At 57.5% G+C, this 18,626-nt stretch carries 13 protein-coding genes and 2 pseudogenes; 7 read left to right on the top strand and 8 right to left on the bottom strand.

The window, feature by feature from the left end; genetic code table 11:
* The first annotated feature begins 37 nt into the window (after positions 1 to 37).
* Positions 38 to 1,200 (top strand): IS3 family transposase gene (locus tag ACZ5WQ_RS02370; RefSeq protein ID WP_464383047.1). Its coding sequence is split into 2 segments (ribosomal slippage): positions 38 to 293 and positions 293 to 1,200, totalling 1,164 coding nucleotides; the frame shifts between segments, so codons are not numbered across the junction.
* Here the strand turns inward: ACZ5WQ_RS02370 and ACZ5WQ_RS02375 are convergent.
* The 4 genes from ACZ5WQ_RS02375 to ACZ5WQ_RS02390 all read right to left on the bottom strand — a co-directional run bounded on the left by ACZ5WQ_RS02375 (position 1,116) and on the right by ACZ5WQ_RS02390 (position 8,048).
* The gene (locus ACZ5WQ_RS02375; protein WP_464383051.1) at positions 1,116 to 2,090 is read right to left on the bottom strand and encodes a cation diffusion facilitator family transporter; all 975 of its coding nucleotides are present in this window, start codon (positions 2,088 to 2,090) and stop codon (positions 1,116 to 1,118) included. The genes ACZ5WQ_RS02370 and ACZ5WQ_RS02375 overlap by 85 nt on opposite strands.
* A gap of 183 nt (positions 2,091 to 2,273) precedes the next feature.
* Positions 2,274 to 5,438, bottom strand: a complete 3,165-nt coding sequence (locus ACZ5WQ_RS02380; protein ID WP_269688569.1) for a CusA/CzcA family heavy metal efflux RND transporter — start codon at positions 5,436 to 5,438, stop codon at positions 2,274 to 2,276.
* 19 nt (positions 5,439 to 5,457) lie between these two features.
* Positions 5,458 to 6,765, bottom strand: a complete 1,308-nt coding sequence (locus tag ACZ5WQ_RS02385; protein ID WP_083729360.1) for an efflux RND transporter periplasmic adaptor subunit — start codon at positions 6,763 to 6,765, stop codon at positions 5,458 to 5,460.
* 41 nt (positions 6,766 to 6,806) lie between these two features.
* Positions 6,807 to 8,048 carry a TolC family protein gene (locus tag ACZ5WQ_RS02390; protein WP_269688568.1) on the bottom strand — a complete coding sequence of 414 codons (1,242 nt, stop codon included), beginning with the start codon at positions 8,046 to 8,048 and terminating at the stop codon, positions 6,807 to 6,809.
* A 301-nt stretch (positions 8,049 to 8,349) separates the two neighbouring features.
* On the opposite strand from ACZ5WQ_RS02390, the gene ACZ5WQ_RS02395 reads away from it, so the two are divergent.
* The 6 genes and pseudogenes from ACZ5WQ_RS02395 to ACZ5WQ_RS02420 all read left to right on the top strand — a co-directional run.
* On the top strand, positions 8,350 to 9,669 hold the full coding sequence (locus ACZ5WQ_RS02395; protein ID WP_464383052.1) for an OprD family porin: 1,320 nt from the start codon (positions 8,350 to 8,352) through the stop codon (positions 9,667 to 9,669).
* A 330-nt stretch (positions 9,670 to 9,999) separates the two neighbouring features.
* Positions 10,000 to 10,674: a heavy metal response regulator transcription factor gene (locus ACZ5WQ_RS02400; RefSeq protein ID WP_285677228.1), complete on the top strand. Its 675-nt coding sequence runs from the start codon at positions 10,000 to 10,002 to the stop codon at positions 10,672 to 10,674.
* Entirely contained in the window at positions 10,671 to 12,044 is a 1,374-nt protein-coding gene (locus ACZ5WQ_RS02405; protein ID WP_088276318.1) for a heavy metal sensor histidine kinase, read from the top strand. The genes ACZ5WQ_RS02400 and ACZ5WQ_RS02405 overlap by 4 nt, the downstream gene beginning before the upstream one ends.
* A 140-nt stretch (positions 12,045 to 12,184) precedes the next feature.
* Positions 12,185 to 13,059, top strand: a pseudogene (locus ACZ5WQ_RS02410) (IS3 family transposase); the annotation flags it as partial.
* Positions 13,060 to 13,326: 267 nt separating this feature from the next.
* Entirely contained in the window at positions 13,327 to 14,412 is a 1,086-nt protein-coding gene (locus ACZ5WQ_RS02415) for an IS110 family RNA-guided transposase (RefSeq protein ID WP_464383053.1), read from the top strand.
* A 16-nt stretch (positions 14,413 to 14,428) separates the two neighbouring features.
* Positions 14,429 to 14,725: pseudogene (locus tag ACZ5WQ_RS02420) on the top strand (IS3 family transposase); the annotation flags it as partial.
* On the opposite strand, the gene ACZ5WQ_RS02425 reads toward ACZ5WQ_RS02420, so the two are convergent.
* From ACZ5WQ_RS02425 to ACZ5WQ_RS02440, 4 genes are all read right to left on the bottom strand, one after another.
* On the bottom strand, positions 14,722 to 15,012 hold the full coding sequence (locus ACZ5WQ_RS02425; RefSeq protein ID WP_464383054.1) for a signal peptidase II: 291 nt from the start codon (positions 15,010 to 15,012) through the stop codon (positions 14,722 to 14,724). The pseudogene ACZ5WQ_RS02420 and the gene ACZ5WQ_RS02425 overlap by 4 nt on opposite strands.
* Positions 15,013 to 15,065: 53 nt before the next feature.
* The gene (gene lnt / locus ACZ5WQ_RS02430) at positions 15,066 to 16,505 is read right to left on the bottom strand and encodes an apolipoprotein N-acyltransferase (RefSeq protein ID WP_009686176.1); all 1,440 of its coding nucleotides are present in this window, start codon (positions 16,503 to 16,505) and stop codon (positions 15,066 to 15,068) included.
* Between the two features lie 294 nt (positions 16,506 to 16,799).
* The gene (locus ACZ5WQ_RS02435; protein WP_464383055.1) at positions 16,800 to 17,561 is read right to left on the bottom strand and encodes a ZIP family metal transporter; all 762 of its coding nucleotides are present in this window, start codon (positions 17,559 to 17,561) and stop codon (positions 16,800 to 16,802) included.
* 142 nt (positions 17,562 to 17,703) lie between these two features.
* The gene (locus ACZ5WQ_RS02440; RefSeq protein ID WP_464383616.1) at positions 17,704 to 18,600 is read right to left on the bottom strand and encodes a cation efflux transmembrane domain-containing protein; all 897 of its coding nucleotides are present in this window, start codon (positions 18,598 to 18,600) and stop codon (positions 17,704 to 17,706) included.
* Between the last annotated feature and the right edge of the window lie 26 nt (positions 18,601 to 18,626).

Below are 18,626 nucleotides of genomic sequence, written 5' to 3' on the forward strand. Positions count from 1 at the left end.
CAACTAGGCGACAATACTCGCCATTGAGAGGTGTTCGATGACAAGAAAGCGACGTACTTTTACCCCTGAATTCAAACAGGAAGCAGCCAGCCTGGTGCTGGACCAAGGCTACAGCATTACTCAAGCCAGCCTATCGTTGGGTGTGGTTGAAAGTGTCCTGCGCAAATGGGTCAAACAGCTCACTGAGGAGCGGCAGGGTGTAACCCCTAAAGGCAAAGCCATGACGCCAGAGCAGCAGCGAATTCAGGAGTTGGAAGAGCGTTGCCGGCGGTTGGAGATGGAGAAGACCATCCTAAAAAAGGCTACCGCTCTCTTGATGTCGGACGACTGGAAACGTACACGCTGATTGACCAGTTGAGAGAGCAAGCCCCGGTTGACATGGTGTGCGCAGCCTTTGATATCAATCGTTCCTGTTATTACGAACACCGCCAGAAGGTCCAGCGTGTGGATGCTGAGCGTGTAGCCCTGAGGGCCCAGGTTAACGAGCTGTTCAACAAAAGCCGCAGCTCCGCAGGTAGCCGTACCATACAGGGTTTACTGAACGACCAGGGAGTCGGCATCGGTCGCTTCAAGGTGCGCCGGCTGATGAGCGAGCTGGGCTTGGTCTGCAAGCAGCCGGGGCCTCACGCGTACAAACGAGCAACAGTGGAGCGGCTGGATATCCCTAACCGACTGGATCGGGAGTTTGATGTGGCACAGCCTGATCAGGTTTGGTGTGGTGATATCACTTACATCTGGACGGGGCAGCGCTGGAGCTATCTGGCGGTAGTACTGGATCTGTATGCCCGTCGGGTGGTCGGCTGGGCTATGTCTGATACCGCCGATGCAGATCTGGTTGTTCAGGCTCTGGATCATGCCTGGGAACAGCGTGGGCGCCCCCACGGGGTTATGTTCCATTCGGATCAAGGGTCGCAGTATGCGAGTCGCAAGTTCCGGCAAAGGCTCTGGCGTTACCGCCTGGTACAGAGCATGAGCCGTCGTGGAAATTGCTGGGACAACGCCCCCATGGAGCGTCTGTTCCGCAGCCTGAAAACGGAATGGATACCGCCGATGGGCTACCACAGCCTGGCCGCTGCCCGGAAGGATATCAGCAGCTACCTGATGGGATATTACAATCAGGAGCGGCCCCATGCCTTCAATGGGGGGATCGCACCGGTAGTGGCAGAAGAAAAACTTAAAACAGTGTCCGGGATCAGTTGACCACTACAGAGACAAACACTGCCGTCTAGCTCCATCTCGAGTGTCGAGTGGCTAATTTTGAATTGCTCATGGAGTACACGTTTCAAATCAGTCTTCACTCGTTCGATCCCAGGCAGACTCGCCTTCTTGATGACAACATGTGCTTCCAGTGCAATTGTATGCTCAGCGATTTCCCAAACATGCACGTGGTGAACGCCCTCGACGTCGTTTACTTGTTCCATGACATTGATTATATCAGCGACGGAAACGCCTTCTGGCGCGCCCTCCATTAACAGATGGATGGTTTTAGGCAGCATGCTAAAGCCTTGCCAGAGCACGTAGCCAGCAATCATCAGTGTCAGTACAGTATCCGCCCAGTACCACCCATACAGAAGTATCAATGTCCCGGCGATAACAACGCCGACGGAGGCCAGCGCATCCGACACATTGTGCAAGAATGCCGCCTTTATATTCATGCTGTTCTTGGACATTGTGTAGGTGAGAAAGGCCGTGACGATATCTACAACCAAGGCTATTCCCGCGACCACGACCACTGTCCAACCTTCAATGGGCTGCGGGGAAAACAACCGGCCTATGGCCTCGTAAATAAGATAGAGACCGACGATGATCAGGGTGACCAAGTTGATCAAAGCCGCTATGGTTTCACTGCGTCGATAGCCAAAGGTTTTAAATGCATCTGGCGGTCTGCGACCGATCTTACGTGCGATCAGCGCAATAACCAGTGATGCGGCATCGCTCAAATTATGTAGCGCGTCAGCAATGAGTGATAAGCTACCAGAGAGTATTCCACCGACTATTTGTGCCAGTGTTAATGCGGCGTTAACGCCTATAGCAGCAATTAGACGCTTATCGCCTATAGCTTCGGTGTTATGGTTATGTTCGTGGCCCATTGGTTTTTAACCTGTATTTAAGCGCCTTTCGAGGCGCTTTTTTTGTTTCTCGATAACGTACCCGTCAGTCGTTACCAGCGCATTGGGGCCACAAATCCTTTCAGTGAACCCTTCGAAGCTTCGATTGGATATTCATAAAAAGGCCAGGCATCAAGCCTGGCCTACGTTGGGAGAAAACCAATATCAGCTCGCGTCCTCAGCCTCTTCGTTGCGTTTCATGCGGCGCTGCAGAGCCGTGTAATAGAGCGCAGGCAATACCAGCAGCGTCAGTGCTGTCGAGGACAGGATGCCGCCAATGACCACGGTCGCCAGAGGCCGTTGGACTTCCGCGCCGGTCCCTGTGGCCAACGCCATTGGGACGAAGCCGAGCGACGCCACCAGCGCTGTCATCAGGACTGGGCGCAATCGCACCAGTGCGCCCTCACGCACAGCCTCGGATAAAGGCCGGCCTTCCTCTAGCAATCCTTTAATGAAAGCAATCATCACCAGTCCGTTGAGTACTGCCACACCCGACAACGCGATGAACCCGACGCCAGCGGAAATTGAGAGGGGAATGTCCCGGAGCCAGAGTGCAAGAATTCCCCCAGTAAGCGCGAACGGAATGCCAGTGAAGACGACCAGCCCATCGCGCAGTGTGTTGAACATCATGAACAGCAGCACGAAGACCAGCAGTAAGGCGACTGGGACGACCAGCTGCAGGCGCTTGGCGGCAGCCTGCAGCTGCTCGAACTGCCCACCCCACGTCGTCCAGTAACCGGGCGGTACCGGGTTTCGTTCAGCGATTGCTGCAGACGCATCTTGGACGAAACTGCCAATGTCACGCCCTCGAACGTTGGCGCTTACCACCACCAGACGCTTGCCATCCTCACGGCTGATCTGATTCGGGCCCAGCACGAATTCCAGCGTGGCAACCTCAGCCAGCGGGATAAAGTCGATTCGGTCGTTGGCAGCACCCGCTACCGCTGGCACCGGAATCGGCAGGCGAGCCAGCACATCCGGATCGGCACGCAGCGTATCGGAAAGACGAACAACGATGTCGAAACGACGGTCACCCTCAAAAAAGGTTCCGGCTTCCCGTCCGCCAATCGCGGCGGCGACGGTATCCTGCACATCGCCGATGTTGAGCCCGAAGCGTGCCGCCTTGTCACGATCCACATTGACGCTCAGCAATGGGAGGCCCGTCGTCTGCTCCACTTTAACTTCGGAAGCGCCTGGTACGTCTTGCAATATCGCCGCGATGTCATCAGCTGTTTTGTTGAGAACATCCATATCGTCCCCGAACACCTTAACGGCCACATCGCTGCGAACTCCGGAAATTAGCTCGTTAAAGCGTAACTGGATCGGCTGAGACATCTCATAGTTGCTGCCCGGCACAGATGCGGCCGCCTTTTGGATGTCCTCAATGAGCTGCTCGCGGGATTTGTCCGGATCTGGCCATTCTTCCTTGGGCTTGAGCATCACATAGCTGTCCGAAATATTCGGCGGCATCGGGTCAGCCGCGATCTCGGCGGTGCCGGTTCGGGCAAATGTACGCTTGACCTCCGGGACCTGCTCGGCAATTGCCTTTTCCAGCCGCTGCTGCATATCCACGGATTGGGAGAGGCTGGTCCCTGGAACGCGCAGAGCTTGAAGCGCAAAATCACCCTCGCTAAGGCTCGGAATGAACTCGCTACCCATTCGCATCACCAGCAGGGCAGACAGCAGCACGCTAGCGACGGCGCCACTGAATACCAATGTGCGATGACGCATGACCCAGTCGAGCACGGGCGCATAGCCATTGCGCGCCGCGCGCATCAGGCGGTTGTCCTTCTCTTGCACCTTACCGGTGACAAAAAGCGCAACAGCAGCGGGCACGAAGGTGACCGATAGAATCATGGCACCCAACAGTGCGATTACCACGGTGAATGCCATGGGGTGGAACATCTTCCCCTCGACACCAGTGAGCGCAAAGATGGGCAGGTAGACCACCATGATGATCAGCTGGCCGTAGATGAGCGGACGCCGTGCCTCCTTGGCCGCCGCGAATACTTCGTGGAAACGCTCGCTACGGGTCAGAATCCTGCCATGTTTTTCCTGCGCGTGGGCAAGCCGGCGGATGGCGTTTTCGACGATGACCACCGCACCGTCGACGATGATGCCGAAGTCGAGAGCCCCTAGGCTCATGAGGTTGGCACTGACTTTGTTGGTGGCCATGCCGGTGAAGGTGAACAGCATGGACAACGGGATGACCATTGCTGTGATCAGGGCTGCACGCAGGTTGCCGAGGAAGAGAAACAGCACGGCGATAACCAGGATCGCGCCTTCGATCAGGTTCTTGCGAACCGTGGCGATTGCCTTGTCTACGAGGTCGGTCCGGTCATAGACCGTTATCGCGCTTACGCCTTTTGGCAGGTTCTGGTTGATAATCTCCAAGCGCTGCGCGACGGCCTGCGACACGCTACGGCTATTTTCTCCTACCAGCATGAACGCGGTCCCAAGGACCACCTCGCGTCCATTGTCGGTGGCTGCCCCTGAACGCAGCTCACGACCGATCCCCACTTCGGCAATATCGCGAACCCGCACGGGCGCGCCGCCTGCGTTGCTCAGGACGATATTGCCAATGTCCGCGGGGGAGCCGAGCTGGCCAGGTGTGCGGATCGACAACTGTTCGCCGTTACGCTCAATGAAGCCGGCGCCGACGTTGGCATTGTTGCGCTCAAGCGCAACGACGAGCTGTTCCAGAGTGATTCGGTAAGCGGCCATGCGCTTCGGATCGGGCGCTACCTGATACTCTTTGGCGAAGCCACCGATCGTGTTGATCTCGGCAACGCCTCGAACGTTTCGCAGCTGCGGCTTGATGATCCAGTCCTGGATTTCACGCAGGTCGGTCGGCGTGTAGGGCTGACCATCAGGACGGCGCGCCTCGGGCTCGGCCTCGACCGTCCAGAGGAAGATTTCCCCCAGGCCGGTGGAGATGGGACCGAGAGTGACCTCCACGCCCTGCGGAAGCTCGTTGCTCGCGGCCTGCAGCCGTTCACTCACCAATTGCCGGGCGAAATAGAGATCGGTGCCATCATCAAAGATTACGGTGATCTGAGCGAACCCGGAGCGCGATAATGAACGTGTCTGGCGCAGGTGGGGCAAGCCGGCCATCGCCGTCTCGATGGGGAAGGTAACGCGTTGCTCGGTTTCAAGCGGCGACGCGCCTGGGACTGCGGCGTTAATTTGAACCTGTACATTGGTGATGTCGGGCACAGCGTCGATAGGTAAGCGCTGATAGCTATAAACCCCGACGCCCGCCATGCCCAAGACCGCCAGCAGCACTAGCCAGCGCTGCTCGATGGCGAAGCGAAGAATACGTTCGAACATGAGTTAGGTATCCGGAGGATCAGTGAACGTGCTCGGCGGAGCCTTTGCCGAGTTCGGATTTCAGGATGAAGCTGCCAGCGGTCGCGATCTGTTGGCCGGCCTGCAATCCGTCACGAATTTCCACGCGATTTTCGTCGCGCTGGCCCAGCGAAACCGGGTGCGCCTGGAAGCCGTGCGGCGTGCGAACGAAAACCGTCGGCGCGTTTTCGACGGTCTGGACCGCCTCGACTGGAACCGTGACCGGTGCACTGCGTCCATCGGCGCTAACTCGGACCGTCACGAAAAGACCGGGACGCCAAGCCCCATCGGGGTTGGCCAGGGTCACGCGGGCTGTCGCGGCACGCGTCTGCTCGCCCAGCAGGCTGCCCACATGGGCGACCTTCCCCATTGTTCGCACGCCTAGCTCGCCGGCAACAACTTCGACTTCTCGGCCGACGGTTACGCGCATCAAATCACGGGCAGGTACGCTGAACGTGGCCCAAACCCGCGACAAATCAGTCAGAGTGAAGACGCTGGTCGTTTCATCCACACGCTCGCCCAGCACAATATGCTTCTCGACGACCACTGCATCGAAAGGTGCGCGCAGCTCGTAGCGGTTGCCTACGCCTGCGCCACTTCCGCCGCCCAGCGCCCGTGTTTTTTCTTGGGCATTACGCAAGTCGATTTCTGCTACGCGCAGGCTCTGCTGGGCCTGCAAATAGTCCTGTTCTGCAGAGATACGCTCCTGCCATAGGGTGCGCTCACGCTCGAACAAGGTGCGAGCCAGCCGGAGGCGCTGCTCGGCGGCAGCCAGCTCACTACGCTGCTCGGACAGCTGCTCGCTGGCGATAACCGCCAGCAACTGGCCCTTCTTCACTTGGTCACCCAGGTTGACCGAAACCGATTCGACAACGCCGGCCACACGGGGCACGACATGTGCGGTACGGTCTTCGTCGAAACGCAGCTCGCCCGGCAAAGATACAGACGAGCCGATTTCAGCCGGTCCGGCCTTGCTTAGCTGAATGCCTGCGGCACGTATCTGCTCTTCGGAAAGCTCAATCTCACCTTCGGCATGCGTTTCGTTGCCGTGCTCGTCCTCCTCACCGCCATGACCGCTTTCGTCACCATGGCCGTGGCCATCGCCTTCAGCGTCATGACCGTCTTCGTCCCCATGGTCGTTCTCAGATTCCTCGTGACCGCTTTCTCCATCCTCATGCGCGTGGCCATCCTCGGCGTGCTCAGCCTTGTTATCGCTGGCCTGCGCCTCAAGAACGAAGCCCTGTTTTACGCCAACGCCGGTCAGCAGTACCAAAGCGACCGCCAGAGCGATTCCCGTCTGTTTTTTCATGCAAGCTCCCCCACCGCCAATACGTAATGGCGGCGTTTCGGTCATTCGAAGGTAGTGGTAGGTCCGTACAGCCGCTCGATACGCGCCCAGGCGTCGACCACGGCTTGCAATGACTGCAGATAGCGCGTGCGTGCATCTATCAGCGCACGCTGTGCGTCGAGCACGTCGAGGAACGCGAAGCGGCCAAGACTGAAACCACGTGTGGCCGCTTCCACGGTTCGCTGTCCTGCCGGCAGTATCCGGTTGCGTATTTCCTCGACGTCTGCACGTGCGGTACGCCAGTCGCGAAGGGCCTGCTGGATCTCCGCACGAACGCGCAGCTCTGCCGCATTACGAAGATCACGCGCCTGCTCCGCCCGCCGTGCGGCCGCCAGAACATTGCCTTGGTTACGATCGAATAAAGGCAGCGGAACAGAGAGGCCGACGAGGTTGACGCGCTCACGCTCGATTTCGTCGTACTGGCTACCGATACTGACGCTTATGTCCGGGTAGCGCTGGCTTCGCTGAAGCCCCAGCTCGGCTTCACTCAAGGCCACTTGGCGCAGAGCCCTACGCATATCGGCACTCTCACGCACGCGCGCCAATAATGCAGATTCGCTAGGCACATCTGGCAGGTGTTCGAAACTGCCCAGCAAACTGCCAAACTCCGGTGCGTCGGTCCCGAGTAGGCGCGCTAGCATCTGTCGAGCGTTGTCCCATTCCTGGCGTGCTCGCCGCAGGTCCAGTTGTACGGTCGCCAGTTGCATATCGGCGCGCGTCGCCTCCACTGGCGAAACTTTTCCGGCATCGACCTGTGCATCGGCGACCTTAGCAGCCCGTTCGGCCAATGACAGAGAGGCCTCGGCCAGTCGCATGCCTTCTTGGGCGCGCAGGGCGGCGAAGAATGCCTGGATCACATCTGCACGTAATCCTTGGCGTCGAAGGTCGAGATCGGCATCCACCATCGAGCGATTAGCATCCGCCACGCCGACTCGAGCGCCGCGCTTGCCGCCCAACTCGATCGACTGGGTGATTGTAATTGAGCGGGTCTGGCGGTCGGACTGAGTGTCTTCCACCTCGAACCCTAATTCCGGGTTCGGGATAACCCCAGCTTGGCGGCGCAGACCGCTTGCGATGCCGATCTCCGACCGCGCAGCGGAAAATTCTGGGTTGCGTTCATACGCAAGGGACACGGCCCGCTCCAGTGTCAGACCGTCTTGCGCGCCCACCTCGAGCGACATTAGTGCCAGCCCGAGCCCAAGCAGCCCGCTAGCAAGCAGATACAAGCGTTTCTTTTGATACATACGCAACACTGCAGTGCAGTGCCCCCTTCGTCGATAGCGTTTCCTCAGCCGCACTAAACCGGCCAGATAGCTGATGGCTAAGCGGCGTGATTTTAGATAAGCGCGGATATCGGCCGGGTGACTACGACATTACAAATTTGTAATCCAAGGAATATCTGCGATTGCACCGCTCAAGATTACGAGATCGTCATTTACCGCTAATCCTGCGGTCATTTACAGGGGGAGATCATCGCCCGGCACTCGAACAAAAAGGCGAAGGCGTCATTCGAGCGCTGACATGCCGTATATCAGGAGCATCATCATGAGCAAAAAGGCCGCCCTTTCACTTACAGCCCTTTCACTGGCACTGGGCAGCGCCCCGGTCTTTGCCCAATCGGAAACAGCGGAGGGCTTCATCGAAGGCAGCACGCTTTCGCTGATAAATCGCAACTTTTATTTCAACCGAGATTTTCGCGACGGTGGGAGCGCCACCGGCAATGGCTATTCTGAGGAATGGGCTCACGGACTGATGGCATTCTTTGAGTCCGGATATACCCAAGGCTCGGTGGGGATCGGCGTCGACGCCTTCGCCATGCTCGGCCTCAAACTCGATTCCGGTTCGGGACGCTCCGGTGTGGGTGGCAGCATCGACCTGCTTCCCCACGACAGCGCTGGCGATGCCGAGGATGACTTTTCTCGAGTAGGGGGGGCCGTGAAAGCACGGTTCTTGGGCACCGAGATCAAGGCAGGCGATGTATTTCCCGCTACTCCTGTCGTGCACTTTGGTGACGCACGGCTGCTGCCGGAGTCTTTCAAGGGTGTCACCGTTGTGAACAACTCGCTGGACGACCTCACCCTCCAGGGCGGCCGCCTGCACGCGATGAGCCAGCCCAATACCAGCAACACGAACGATGACTTCGTCACGTTTTATGGCGGCGGCGTCGACTCGCCTTGGCTCGGCTACGCAGGCGGCGACTATAGCGTGAACGAAAACCTCAGTCTTAGCCTGTATACCAGCCGGCTGAAGGATGCCTGGGATCAACATTATTTCGGTGTCTCGGCCACCTATCCACTTTCCGATGCCGTCGTGCTGCTGGGCAGCTTCAACTACTACAAGGCAACCGACGAAGGTCGGAAATTGCTGGGCGAGTTTAACAACAGCATCTGGAGTTCCAGTCTGGGTGTCGCCTTCGGCGCGCACACCGTCACGGCGTCGTATCAGCGAAACAACGGTAACAACGACTTTGACTACCTGCGCCAGGCGGACTCGATCTACCTGAACAACTCCATCCAGTACAGTGATTTCAACTCACCTAAAGAGCAGTCCTGGATGCTGCGTTACGACCTGAACATGGCGGAATACGGCATACCCGGCCTTACCTTCATGACCCGCTACGCCCGCGGTTGGGGCGCCGATTACAGCAACGCCAACGAGGTGTACATGCGCCAAGACGATAACGGTGCCCCTCTGACCGGACAGAAACGCTGGGAACGCGACGTCGAAGCACGCTACGTTGTACAGACAGGCTCGTTCAAGGGCCTCTCTCTGCGGGTGCGCCAGGCTACTACGCGGGCGACTGCTTTCGAGTCCGACCTCGATGAGGTTCGATTCATCGCAGAGTACCCGCTCTCGATCCTGTGAGCACCACGGGCAACACCACATCTTCGTTTTTTGCTCCCTTGGTTTGAAGATGTGTTTCAGGCGCCCATAGGGGCGCCTTTTTTTGCTTGAGTGAGCCTCCTTGCGCTGCCAGTCAACCAAATGACCAGTAGATTACAAATCTGCAAGATGGCCCTGCAGGTCTTTTACGGCGCTAGAGTGCTTCGCGCTTCCCTAGGCAGATCTTCGCTTCTGTCTTTCACGCTAGGGCCAGGTCGCTTTTGTCTTGACCTTATACTTATAGTTACTACATAGATTATTTTTGGTTCCGTTTAACCGGCACCCTACCTCCTTACCGAGCTACCTGAAAACATGCGCATCCTGGTTGTAGAAGACGAAAACAAAGCTGCGGACTACCTGCAGCAGGGCCTTATCGAATGTGGTTACACGGTTGATCGAGCGGATGATGGGCTCGATGGATTTCACCTGGCACTGCAGAACGACTATGACATCGTGCTACTGGATGTAAATCTGCCAACCATGGATGGGTGGGAGGTGCTCGAACTCATCAGGCGGCGTAAGCAGACACGCGTGATCATGCTGACCGCCAATGGTCGCTTAGAGCAAAAAGTCCGCGGTTTGGAACTGGGCGCCGACGACTACCTGGTCAAGCCGTTCCAGTTCCCCGAGCTGCTCGCTCGTATCCGGACACTGTTGCGGCGAGGCGAGGCAGTCGCACTTCCAAGCAACCTGCGTGTAGCCGACCTCGAACTGGACCCTGGCCGGCATCGGGCCTACCGGAGTGGTCAGCGTATTGATCTCACCAGCAAAGAATTTGCGTTACTGCACCTGCTCATGCGCCGGACTGGCGAGGTGCTGACGCGCACCGAAATTACCGCCTTGGTCTGGGACATTAACTTCGACTGCGATACCAACGTGGTGGATGTCGCAATTCGTCGCTTGCGGATGAAGGTGGACGAACCCTTTGGCGATCGCCTGATACACACCATTCGCGGTGTCGGGTACGTGCTGGAGGCGCGGCCTTGAAGCCACTCAGCCTCGCATCGCGTCTCGCGCTTCAAATCACACTGACCGGCGCCGCTTTGGTCGCGCTACTGATTGCACTGAGCTACTGGGTACTTGTGCGCCAACTGGAATTGCGCGCCCAGGAGGAGGTGACGGCCAAGCTCTCGCAGATCGATCATGGACTCCTAGAAGACACCAAAGCCCGTATGGGTCGTTCCTGGCAACACGCACTGAGCGATACGGTACTCGGCCATGACAACCTTTCGATTACGGTCATCGGCGATACGGCGCAATCAGCCATTTTCAATATCGGCCGGTTCGCCCATGCGCCGCAGCTGCTGGATCTCGTGAGCAGGGACGGCGACTATCTTGGCTGGACAACGAAGGATGGCGTGCAGATGCTAACCGGGCGCAAGCAAATCCAGGTCCCGGGACTGGCTCCAATGACGCTTTTGCTTTCGCAAGATCGCAGTGCCGATCAACGGCTGGTGGCTGCATTCCTGCGCTCGGCCTTAGTGATCGTGCCGATGCTACTGATATTGATCGGATTGGCTGGATGGCTAATCGCCCAAAATGGTTTGCGACCGCTGCGCAAGTTCCGGGTCTTGGCGACTAAGGTATCGACACAGGACCTATCACCCCGAATCCGCAGCGATCGGCTCCCACAAGAACTCCAGGCATTAGCGCACAGCCTCAACGTAATGCTTCATCGACTCGATGACGGAGTTCAGCAACTGTCACAGTTCTCGGACGATGTGGCCCATGAATTGAAAACTCCGCTGAACAACCTAATAGGCAAGGCGCAAGTGACTTTGGTACGTGAGCGAAGCAAAGAGCAGTATCGTGAAGTACTCGAATCATCCGTTGAAGAACTGGAACGTATGGATCGAATCGTGTCAGACATGCTGTTTCTCGCCCAGGCCAGCCACGCCAGCCCAGCACTGAAACTCGAACAACTATCCCTGGGAAGTGAGGCGAATCGCGTCTGTGAATACCTCGAAGTCCTCGCCGAAGAAGCCGGAGTCGCAACGACGGTAACGGGCGATGCCATAGTTCTAGGAAATCGGCTTATGGTCCAACGGGCCATTTCCAACCTGCTATCCAACGCGTTGCGGCATTCGAATACTGGCAGCACGGTCGAAATTAAGATACTTGAGAAGGACATAGACATCGTCTCGCTGGCTGTCACCAATCATGGCGCGACTATCGAATCGGATCATCTCCCGCACCTGTTCGACCGCTTTTACCGCGTTAACGGCATACAACCTCGTGGGGCAGGATTGGGGCTAGCTATTGTCCGTTCAGTGATGAACCTCCACAAAGGCCACGTGGCCGTCGCCAGCAAAGACGGTCGGACCACATTCGAACTTACCTTTCCTCGGCACGCCTGATTCAAAGTGATACGGCTTGGTACCCACTCCCCATCAGACCAACGCCATACATTTAATGCATGCATGTAATGCATGCATTGAATCGCCCCTAGTTTCGTAGACACCTCCTGGCCTCATAATACGGCCCACTAGGAGGTGCCATGAGCAACCCACGTTATCCCGAAGAATTCAAAATCGAAGCAGTCAAACAGGTGACCGAACGGGGTCTGCCAGTGGCTGAGGTAGCTGCTCGATTGGGTATGTCGACCCACAGCCTGTATGCCTGGGTTAAACGCTACAGAAAGCCCCAAGAGCAGCGCGCGCAAGAGGACGATCAGCAAGCTGAACTGCGTCGCCTTCGTGCCGAACTCAAGCGCGTGACCGAAGAGCGAGACATCCTAAAAAAGGCCGCCGCGTACTTTGCCAAGGAGTGCGGCTGAAGTACGCCTTCATCAACCAGCTATCCGCTGAGTATTCGGTTCGCCGCCTGTGTCTGACGCTGAAAGTACATGCCAGTGGTTACTACGCGTGGCTGGCTGAACCGCAGTCGGCACGAGCCAAGGATGACAAACGCCTGCTTGGACTGATCAAGCACGCGTGGCTAGAGAGCGGTGGCGTCTACGGCTACCGCAAAATCCACGACGACCTGCGTGAGCTTGGAGAAGCATGCGGCAAGCATCGTGTTGCTCGACTAATGCGCTTGGAAGGGATGCGCTCGCAGACAGGCTATCGTCGTCGACCGGGCCGCTATGGTGGCAAGCCTCCAGTAGCCTCACCGAATCATCTGGAGCGCCGATTCAATGTCACTGAACCCAACAAGGTCTGGGTCACGGACATCACCTACATCCGCACCTATGAGGGCTGGTTGTATTTGGCGGTGGTGCTTGATCTGTTTTCGCGGCAGGTAATCGGTTGGTCGATGAAGCCGCAGATGACCAGCGACCTGGCTATTGATGCGTTGCTGATGGCAGTTTGGCGGCGTAAGCCAAAGCAGGAAGTGATGATTCACTCAGACAGTAAGAATGTACTGGCCAGTGTTTCCATGTGGTCTGACTCAGACAGCGATAGACCGATGATGGATGATCTGGTCGTGGAGTGTCCCGAATGGCCTGACCCACACTCAGATCGACCCTTGTGTCTTTCCCCGGACCTGTCGACCGCTTGGGAACACTGCACGTCAAGGTGACCGCCTTGCCGATACATGTGACCCAAGAAGGGCCTGACGTCACGTCACTTTACTGTCTTGTCCAGGTGTCCGGTTGGAGCGGTTCAGTTCGAGCCCGGTGAACCGGAGAGACCAGCCATGCACAACGTTAAAATCAGCAGTGTTTCGAGACAGGTCGTAGGCGGCGTAGATACCCATAAAGATCTTCACGTCGCCGCAGTTGTAGATGAGCAGGATCGTATCTTGGCCAGTGAGAGCTTTGCGACTACGCGTCAGGGCTACAAGCAAATGCTGACGTGGATGCGCTCGTTTGGTGACCTGGCGCGAGTGGGCATCGAGTGCAGCGGTACGTACGGTGCAGGCCTATTACGCTACTTGGAACAGGCTGAAGTCACCGTTCTTGAAGTTACTGCGCCTGATAAAAGCGATAGGCGCAAGCGGGGCAAGGATGACACCCTTGATGCTGAAAATGCCGCACATGCTGCCTTCGCAGGTATTCGTACAGTTACCCCCAAAAAACGTGACGGCATGGTCGAATCGTTACGCGTGCTCAAAGTATGTCGCAAGACTGCCATGCAGGCTAGGCGCATTACCTTGCAACTGATCCAGAACACCATCGTTAGCGCGCCGGATGATCTGCGTGAGTCATTACGCACGTTGACTCGCATGCAATTGATTAGAACGCTGGCAGCATGGCGTCCAGATCTATCAAGCTATCGTCAAGTTACATCCGCCTACCGGATAGCCCTGAAGTCACTGGGGCGGCGTTATCTCGAACTGCATGACGAGATAGCGGACTTGGATGTGATGATTGCAGCCTTGGTTAATGATCTTGCCCCAGAGTTGGTTTCCCGAAATGCCATTGGCTACGAGACCGCTGCTCAGCTTCTACTGACAGCTGGTGAAAACAGCAATCGTTTCCGCTCAGAGTCCAGCTTCGCGGCTTTATGCGGGGTTAGCCCAGTCCAAGCCTCTTCAGGGAAGGTCACCCGACATCGTCTGAATCGAGGTGGTGATCGTGCCGCGAACAGTGCGCTGCATATCATCGCTATTGGCAGACTTCGAACAGACGCCCGAACCCAGGCTTATGTCAGTCGGCGCCTCGCAGAGGGACATTCGAAACTGGAAGCTATCCGCTGCCTAAAGCGCTACATCGCACGGGAGGTATACAGCATCATCCAGAGGCGAAATAGCATCATCAACCAAAGCACAGTATCCACTTGACCTTTAGAAGGGCGTCCAGGGTAGCCAGTTCAGCAGCGGAGACTGGCAGAGCTTCCTGAAAGCCAACAACTTGCTTGGCAGCATGAGTCGACGTGGCAACTGCCATGACAACGCGGTAGCGGAAAGCTTTTTCCAACTGCTGAAGCGGGAACGGATCAGGCGAAAGATCTACAGCACCAGGCAGGATGCTCGCGCTGACGTGTTCGACTACATCGAGATGTTTTACAACCCAAAACGCCGACACGGTTTCAACAACCAGCTGTCACCGGTAGAGTTTGAAAGGCAACATTTACTGAGCCTGGAAAGTGTCTAGGAAATCCGGGGCGATTCAATCGAGATAACCAGGGCCAGTCCGATGAAAAGCGGCTGCTGCCAACCGCCGACATCCGCGAGAAAGCTGAAGGCCGCCCCCGTATTGTGGCGGTGGACCCAATTGAAGAAGGGTGCGGCAGGCACGCTTTCACCATGCGCTAGCATGGTGCTGGCAAGGTACTTGCTCGCCTGATCGACAAACAGTAACAGGAGCGAGAGCCACAGCCAGCGCATCGCCTTTCCCGGCTCGTGGGCTTTCTCTGCGAGCCGACTGCCATAAGTAGACATATCCCCTTCCTCCTGACCCAATCTAGAATTTGCTCGCTGCTAAATAACAAGCGTCATGTACCCAACCGATGATGCCGACGAATTCGACGGAGCAGGAGCAGGCCGAGTCCGAGTGCGGTCAGGCCAAGGACAGGCCAATCCCGCCAGCGCACATAAGGGGGCGCGCCAGTTCGCGGTGTCACTTCGGCGCTGAGGGTGGCCACTTCGAACTGCGGAGCACGCTTGAGCACTTTGCCCTCATGATTGATGGCTGCTGTGATACCGGTGTTCGTGGCTCTAAGAAGGTCACGTCCGGTTTCGATGGCACGCATGCGTGCCATCTGGAAATGCTGGAGGGGGCCGAGCGAGCTGCCGAACCAGGCATCGTTGCTGACATTCACCAGTAACTGCGCTTCGGGCAGAAGCTCAGTGACTTCGGCACCAAAGACCGCCTCGTAGCAGATGAGTGCCCCTACGGGCACCCCTGCTGCATTCAGGACGTGCGCTTCCCGTCCCGGTGTGAAGTCGGACATGGGCGCCCCGAGCACGTCGAGGGCCGACCCCAAAAGATCCCGAAACGGAACATATTCACCGAAGGGCACCAGGTGGCGTTTGTAGTAGAAGCCTGAGGGATCGGAGAGGCTTACCACGGCGTTGTAGGTACGGCCCTCCGCCTCGCGTACCGGGACGCCAATCATTAACGATGTGCCTGCCTGATCGGCTAACGCCTCAAGCTCAGCAAGATATGCTTTGGCCTGGTCATGCCACATCGGGATTGCCGCTTCTGGCCAGATCACGATATCGGCTCCGAGATGCTGTGCGGTAAGCGCCTGATAGCGCTCAAGTGTGATGTCCCGGTATCTCGGGTCCCATTTCTTGTCTTGCGCGATGTTTCCTTGCAAGAGGACGACATCGATCGGGTCAGCGGCTGGCTGCGTCCATTCACGATCCAGCAGTTGCAAGCCGGCGAGGGTAGCGACTAACACGGCACCGACTACCGCAGCACGGCGCAGGCTTGGCCCCTGGACAACCCAGGCAAGCCCGCCAGCGAGAAGTGCCACCAGTAAACTCACGCCAAGCACGCCAAAGACGGGAGCGATAGTGGCAAGTGTGGTGTCGGTCTGGCTGTAGCCAATGAAGAGCCAGGGAAAGCCGGTCAAGAACCAGGTGCGCATCCATTCACTCAGCACCCATGCCGCAGGTAGCCCTAGCCAGAGTGCCATTGCATCCATCTCAGGGCGCAGGCAGCGCACGAGGTACGCGACGCCCCATGGAAAGAGGGCGAGCAGCGAGACAAAGGCCGCCGTGACTAACACCGCCACCACGGGGCCATTGCCGTACTGGCTAATGCTGATAAAGACCCAGGAGACACCCACGCCGAAGTAGCCAAGGCCAAAGAGGTAGGCCGACCACAGCGCCTGACGCCTTGAAGACTGCGCGGTCAGGACAAAAAATGTTGCCAGAGCGATCACCGCAAGCCATGCCCAGCCCACAGGGGCAAAGGCAAGCGGCATGGCGCCTCCAGCAAGTAGAGCCATCCCCCCTGTCAGAAGCGGCTTATAGCGCACGCCCGTGTATAGGCTAGAGGGTAGCGCGCACTTATCACCCAATGCTCTCTCGCCTCCGAATCCAGGATCAACCCTGTGGCTCATGCTTTCTTGCTCCGCTTAATCAAGCTGCGTCAATTCATTCGGCCGGCTGGCCAGGGTGGCAAAGTGAATGTTTCTGGACTCGACTAGGTGCGCCGTAAGCTGGGAGCTGCTTCGTATTCGGCCAGCACGACAGTGGCTGTGTTGGGGAGCAGTACGTTAGCTTTGCGATACCACCCCTTCCAAGCCCGCTGATACCAGAACGAACAGGACGAAGCCGCCTATGAAAGCCAGCGGTGAGATGTGCGTATCGTCACCGCTCTCGTGAGCCTCGGAGGCCATATCTTCGATGGCAGCGACCGTGAGAAGGCCTGCCGTGAACGTCAGTGCCGCTAGCTTAAATGCCTCCGGCTGGTTCCTGAGTACGAAGTAAGCAAAGACGGCTGCCGAGAGCACAGGAATCGCGAAGGAAGCAGAGAGCAGTATCCGCTTGCTACGAGGGATTCCTTTATCTTTCATGGTGGCGATCGTCGCAAAGCCCTCAGGAACATCGGCGAGAACCTGACCCGCCGCCAGGATTATCGCGACCGACGGTGAGACCGCCGACCCCGCCCCGATCAGGAGGCCATCGCTGAACAGGTCGATGGATACGGCGATATAGATCATCCAGACACTCGTCTGACCGCCTTCTCCCTGCTGGCCTTGTCGCTTCTGGAGACTCTCAACGAGCTTCTCGATACCTACGTAAGCAATGCCGCCCAGCGCGAAAGCGAGGGCGATTACCCAGGCTGAGAGGTTCTCTAGCACGCGCGGCATGATTTCAACCGCCACCACCGCAATGACGAGGCCGGCAGCGCCGTGAAGGGCGTAATTGAGACGGCGCCCGGTAGTTCGGGAGGCCTCCGCAGCGAGCCCACCACTAAAATTGCCTAAGGCGGGCAACAGCGCCAGGCCGAGTACCAGCCAGATACTATCCATCATCTTCCTTCCTTGGTTGATTCCTAGATACGCTACCTTGCTGGCTCCGAGCCTTCGCGCTATATGCTGTCGTTCAGGCCTAGCGCGCTTGTACAGCCACTTCGATCAAGTGTCCCAGGCATCGATAGCTGCGTACCGTGCAGCCTCACCCCTTGAGCGCCAGGATGCGCCGAGCGCCGTTGAGGACGATCAGGCCCACGATGGTACCGATAATCAGGTCAGGGTAGCTGGACCCCGTCCAGGCGACCAAGGCACCGGCGGCGATGACGCCCATGTTGATCACCACATCATTGGCCGAGAATATCCAGCTTGCCTTCATATGCGCGCCGCCTTCGCGGTGCTTGGATATCAACAGCAGGCAACCGGTATTGGCGATCAACGCGACGAAGGCGATCGCCATCATCATCAGCGATTCAGGCTCACTACCGAAAACAAAGCGTCGCATCACCTCGACGAGTACGCCGATAGCCAAAATCAGTTGCAGTACCCCTGCCAGATGCGCGGCACGTACCTGCATTTTCGCACTGTGCCCTACGGCATAGAGAGCCAGGCCATAGACGGCTGCATCGGCAAACATATCCAGGGAATCAGCGATCAGGCCGGTAGACTGGGCGATCAGGCCAGCAGTCATTTCCACCACGAACATGATCGCATTGATACCGAGCAACACGCGCAGAGTGCCTGACTCCTGCGTAGCAGAGACTGCCGAGCTCTCAGCGGCCTTGATCGTCTCTGGGTCGGCAATGACGGTTTCCTGAAGAGAGGCGCCTAGCCCCAAGGTCGCCAGTTTCGCGGTAATGGGCTCAGCCTCGCCGTCATGCACGACCTCCAATCGGCGGTTCGACAAGTCGAAGGACAGCGTTCGAATCTCATCAAAGCCGTTCAGCGCCAAGCGGATCATCCGTTCTTCTGAGGGACAATCCATCTTCGGCACAGCATACACGCTGACCCATTCCCCTGACGCTTCGGAGGGGACCGGCATATCGGTATCCGCTGCAGGCGTTGCATCGCAGCTACATGGGCCACCACAGGCTTTACTCACGATACGGCTCCAGTTAACCAACATAG

The organism is Halopseudomonas sp. T1L2, assembly GCF_055397385.1.

Coding starts and splice junctions, on each gene's coding strand:
- ACZ5WQ_RS02395 (WP_464383052.1), top strand. CDS start 8,350: ATGAGCAAAAAGGCCGCCCTTTCACTTACAGCCCTTTCACTGGCACTG.
- ACZ5WQ_RS02400 (WP_285677228.1), top strand. CDS start 10,000: ATGCGCATCCTGGTTGTAGAAGACGAAAACAAAGCTGCGGACTACCTG.
- ACZ5WQ_RS02415 (WP_464383053.1), top strand. CDS start 13,327: ATGCACAACGTTAAAATCAGCAGTGTTTCGAGACAGGTCGTAGGCGGC.
- ACZ5WQ_RS02390 (WP_269688568.1), bottom strand. CDS start 8,048: ATGTATCAAAAGAAACGCTTGTATCTGCTTGCTAGCGGGCTGCTTGGG.
- ACZ5WQ_RS02425 (WP_464383054.1), bottom strand. CDS start 15,012: ATGTCTACTTATGGCAGTCGGCTCGCAGAGAAAGCCCACGAGCCGGGA.
- ACZ5WQ_RS02385 (WP_083729360.1), bottom strand. CDS start 6,765: ATGAAAAAACAGACGGGAATCGCTCTGGCGGTCGCTTTGGTACTGCTG.
- ACZ5WQ_RS02380 (WP_269688569.1), bottom strand. CDS start 5,438: ATGTTCGAACGTATTCTTCGCTTCGCCATCGAGCAGCGCTGGCTAGTG.
- ACZ5WQ_RS02375 (WP_464383051.1), bottom strand. CDS start 2,090: ATGGGCCACGAACATAACCATAACACCGAAGCTATAGGCGATAAGCGT.
- lnt (WP_009686176.1), bottom strand. CDS start 16,505: ATGCCGCTTGCCTTTGCCCCTGTGGGCTGGGCATGGCTTGCGGTGATC.
- ACZ5WQ_RS02435 (WP_464383055.1), bottom strand. CDS start 17,561: ATGATGGATAGTATCTGGCTGGTACTCGGCCTGGCGCTGTTGCCCGCC.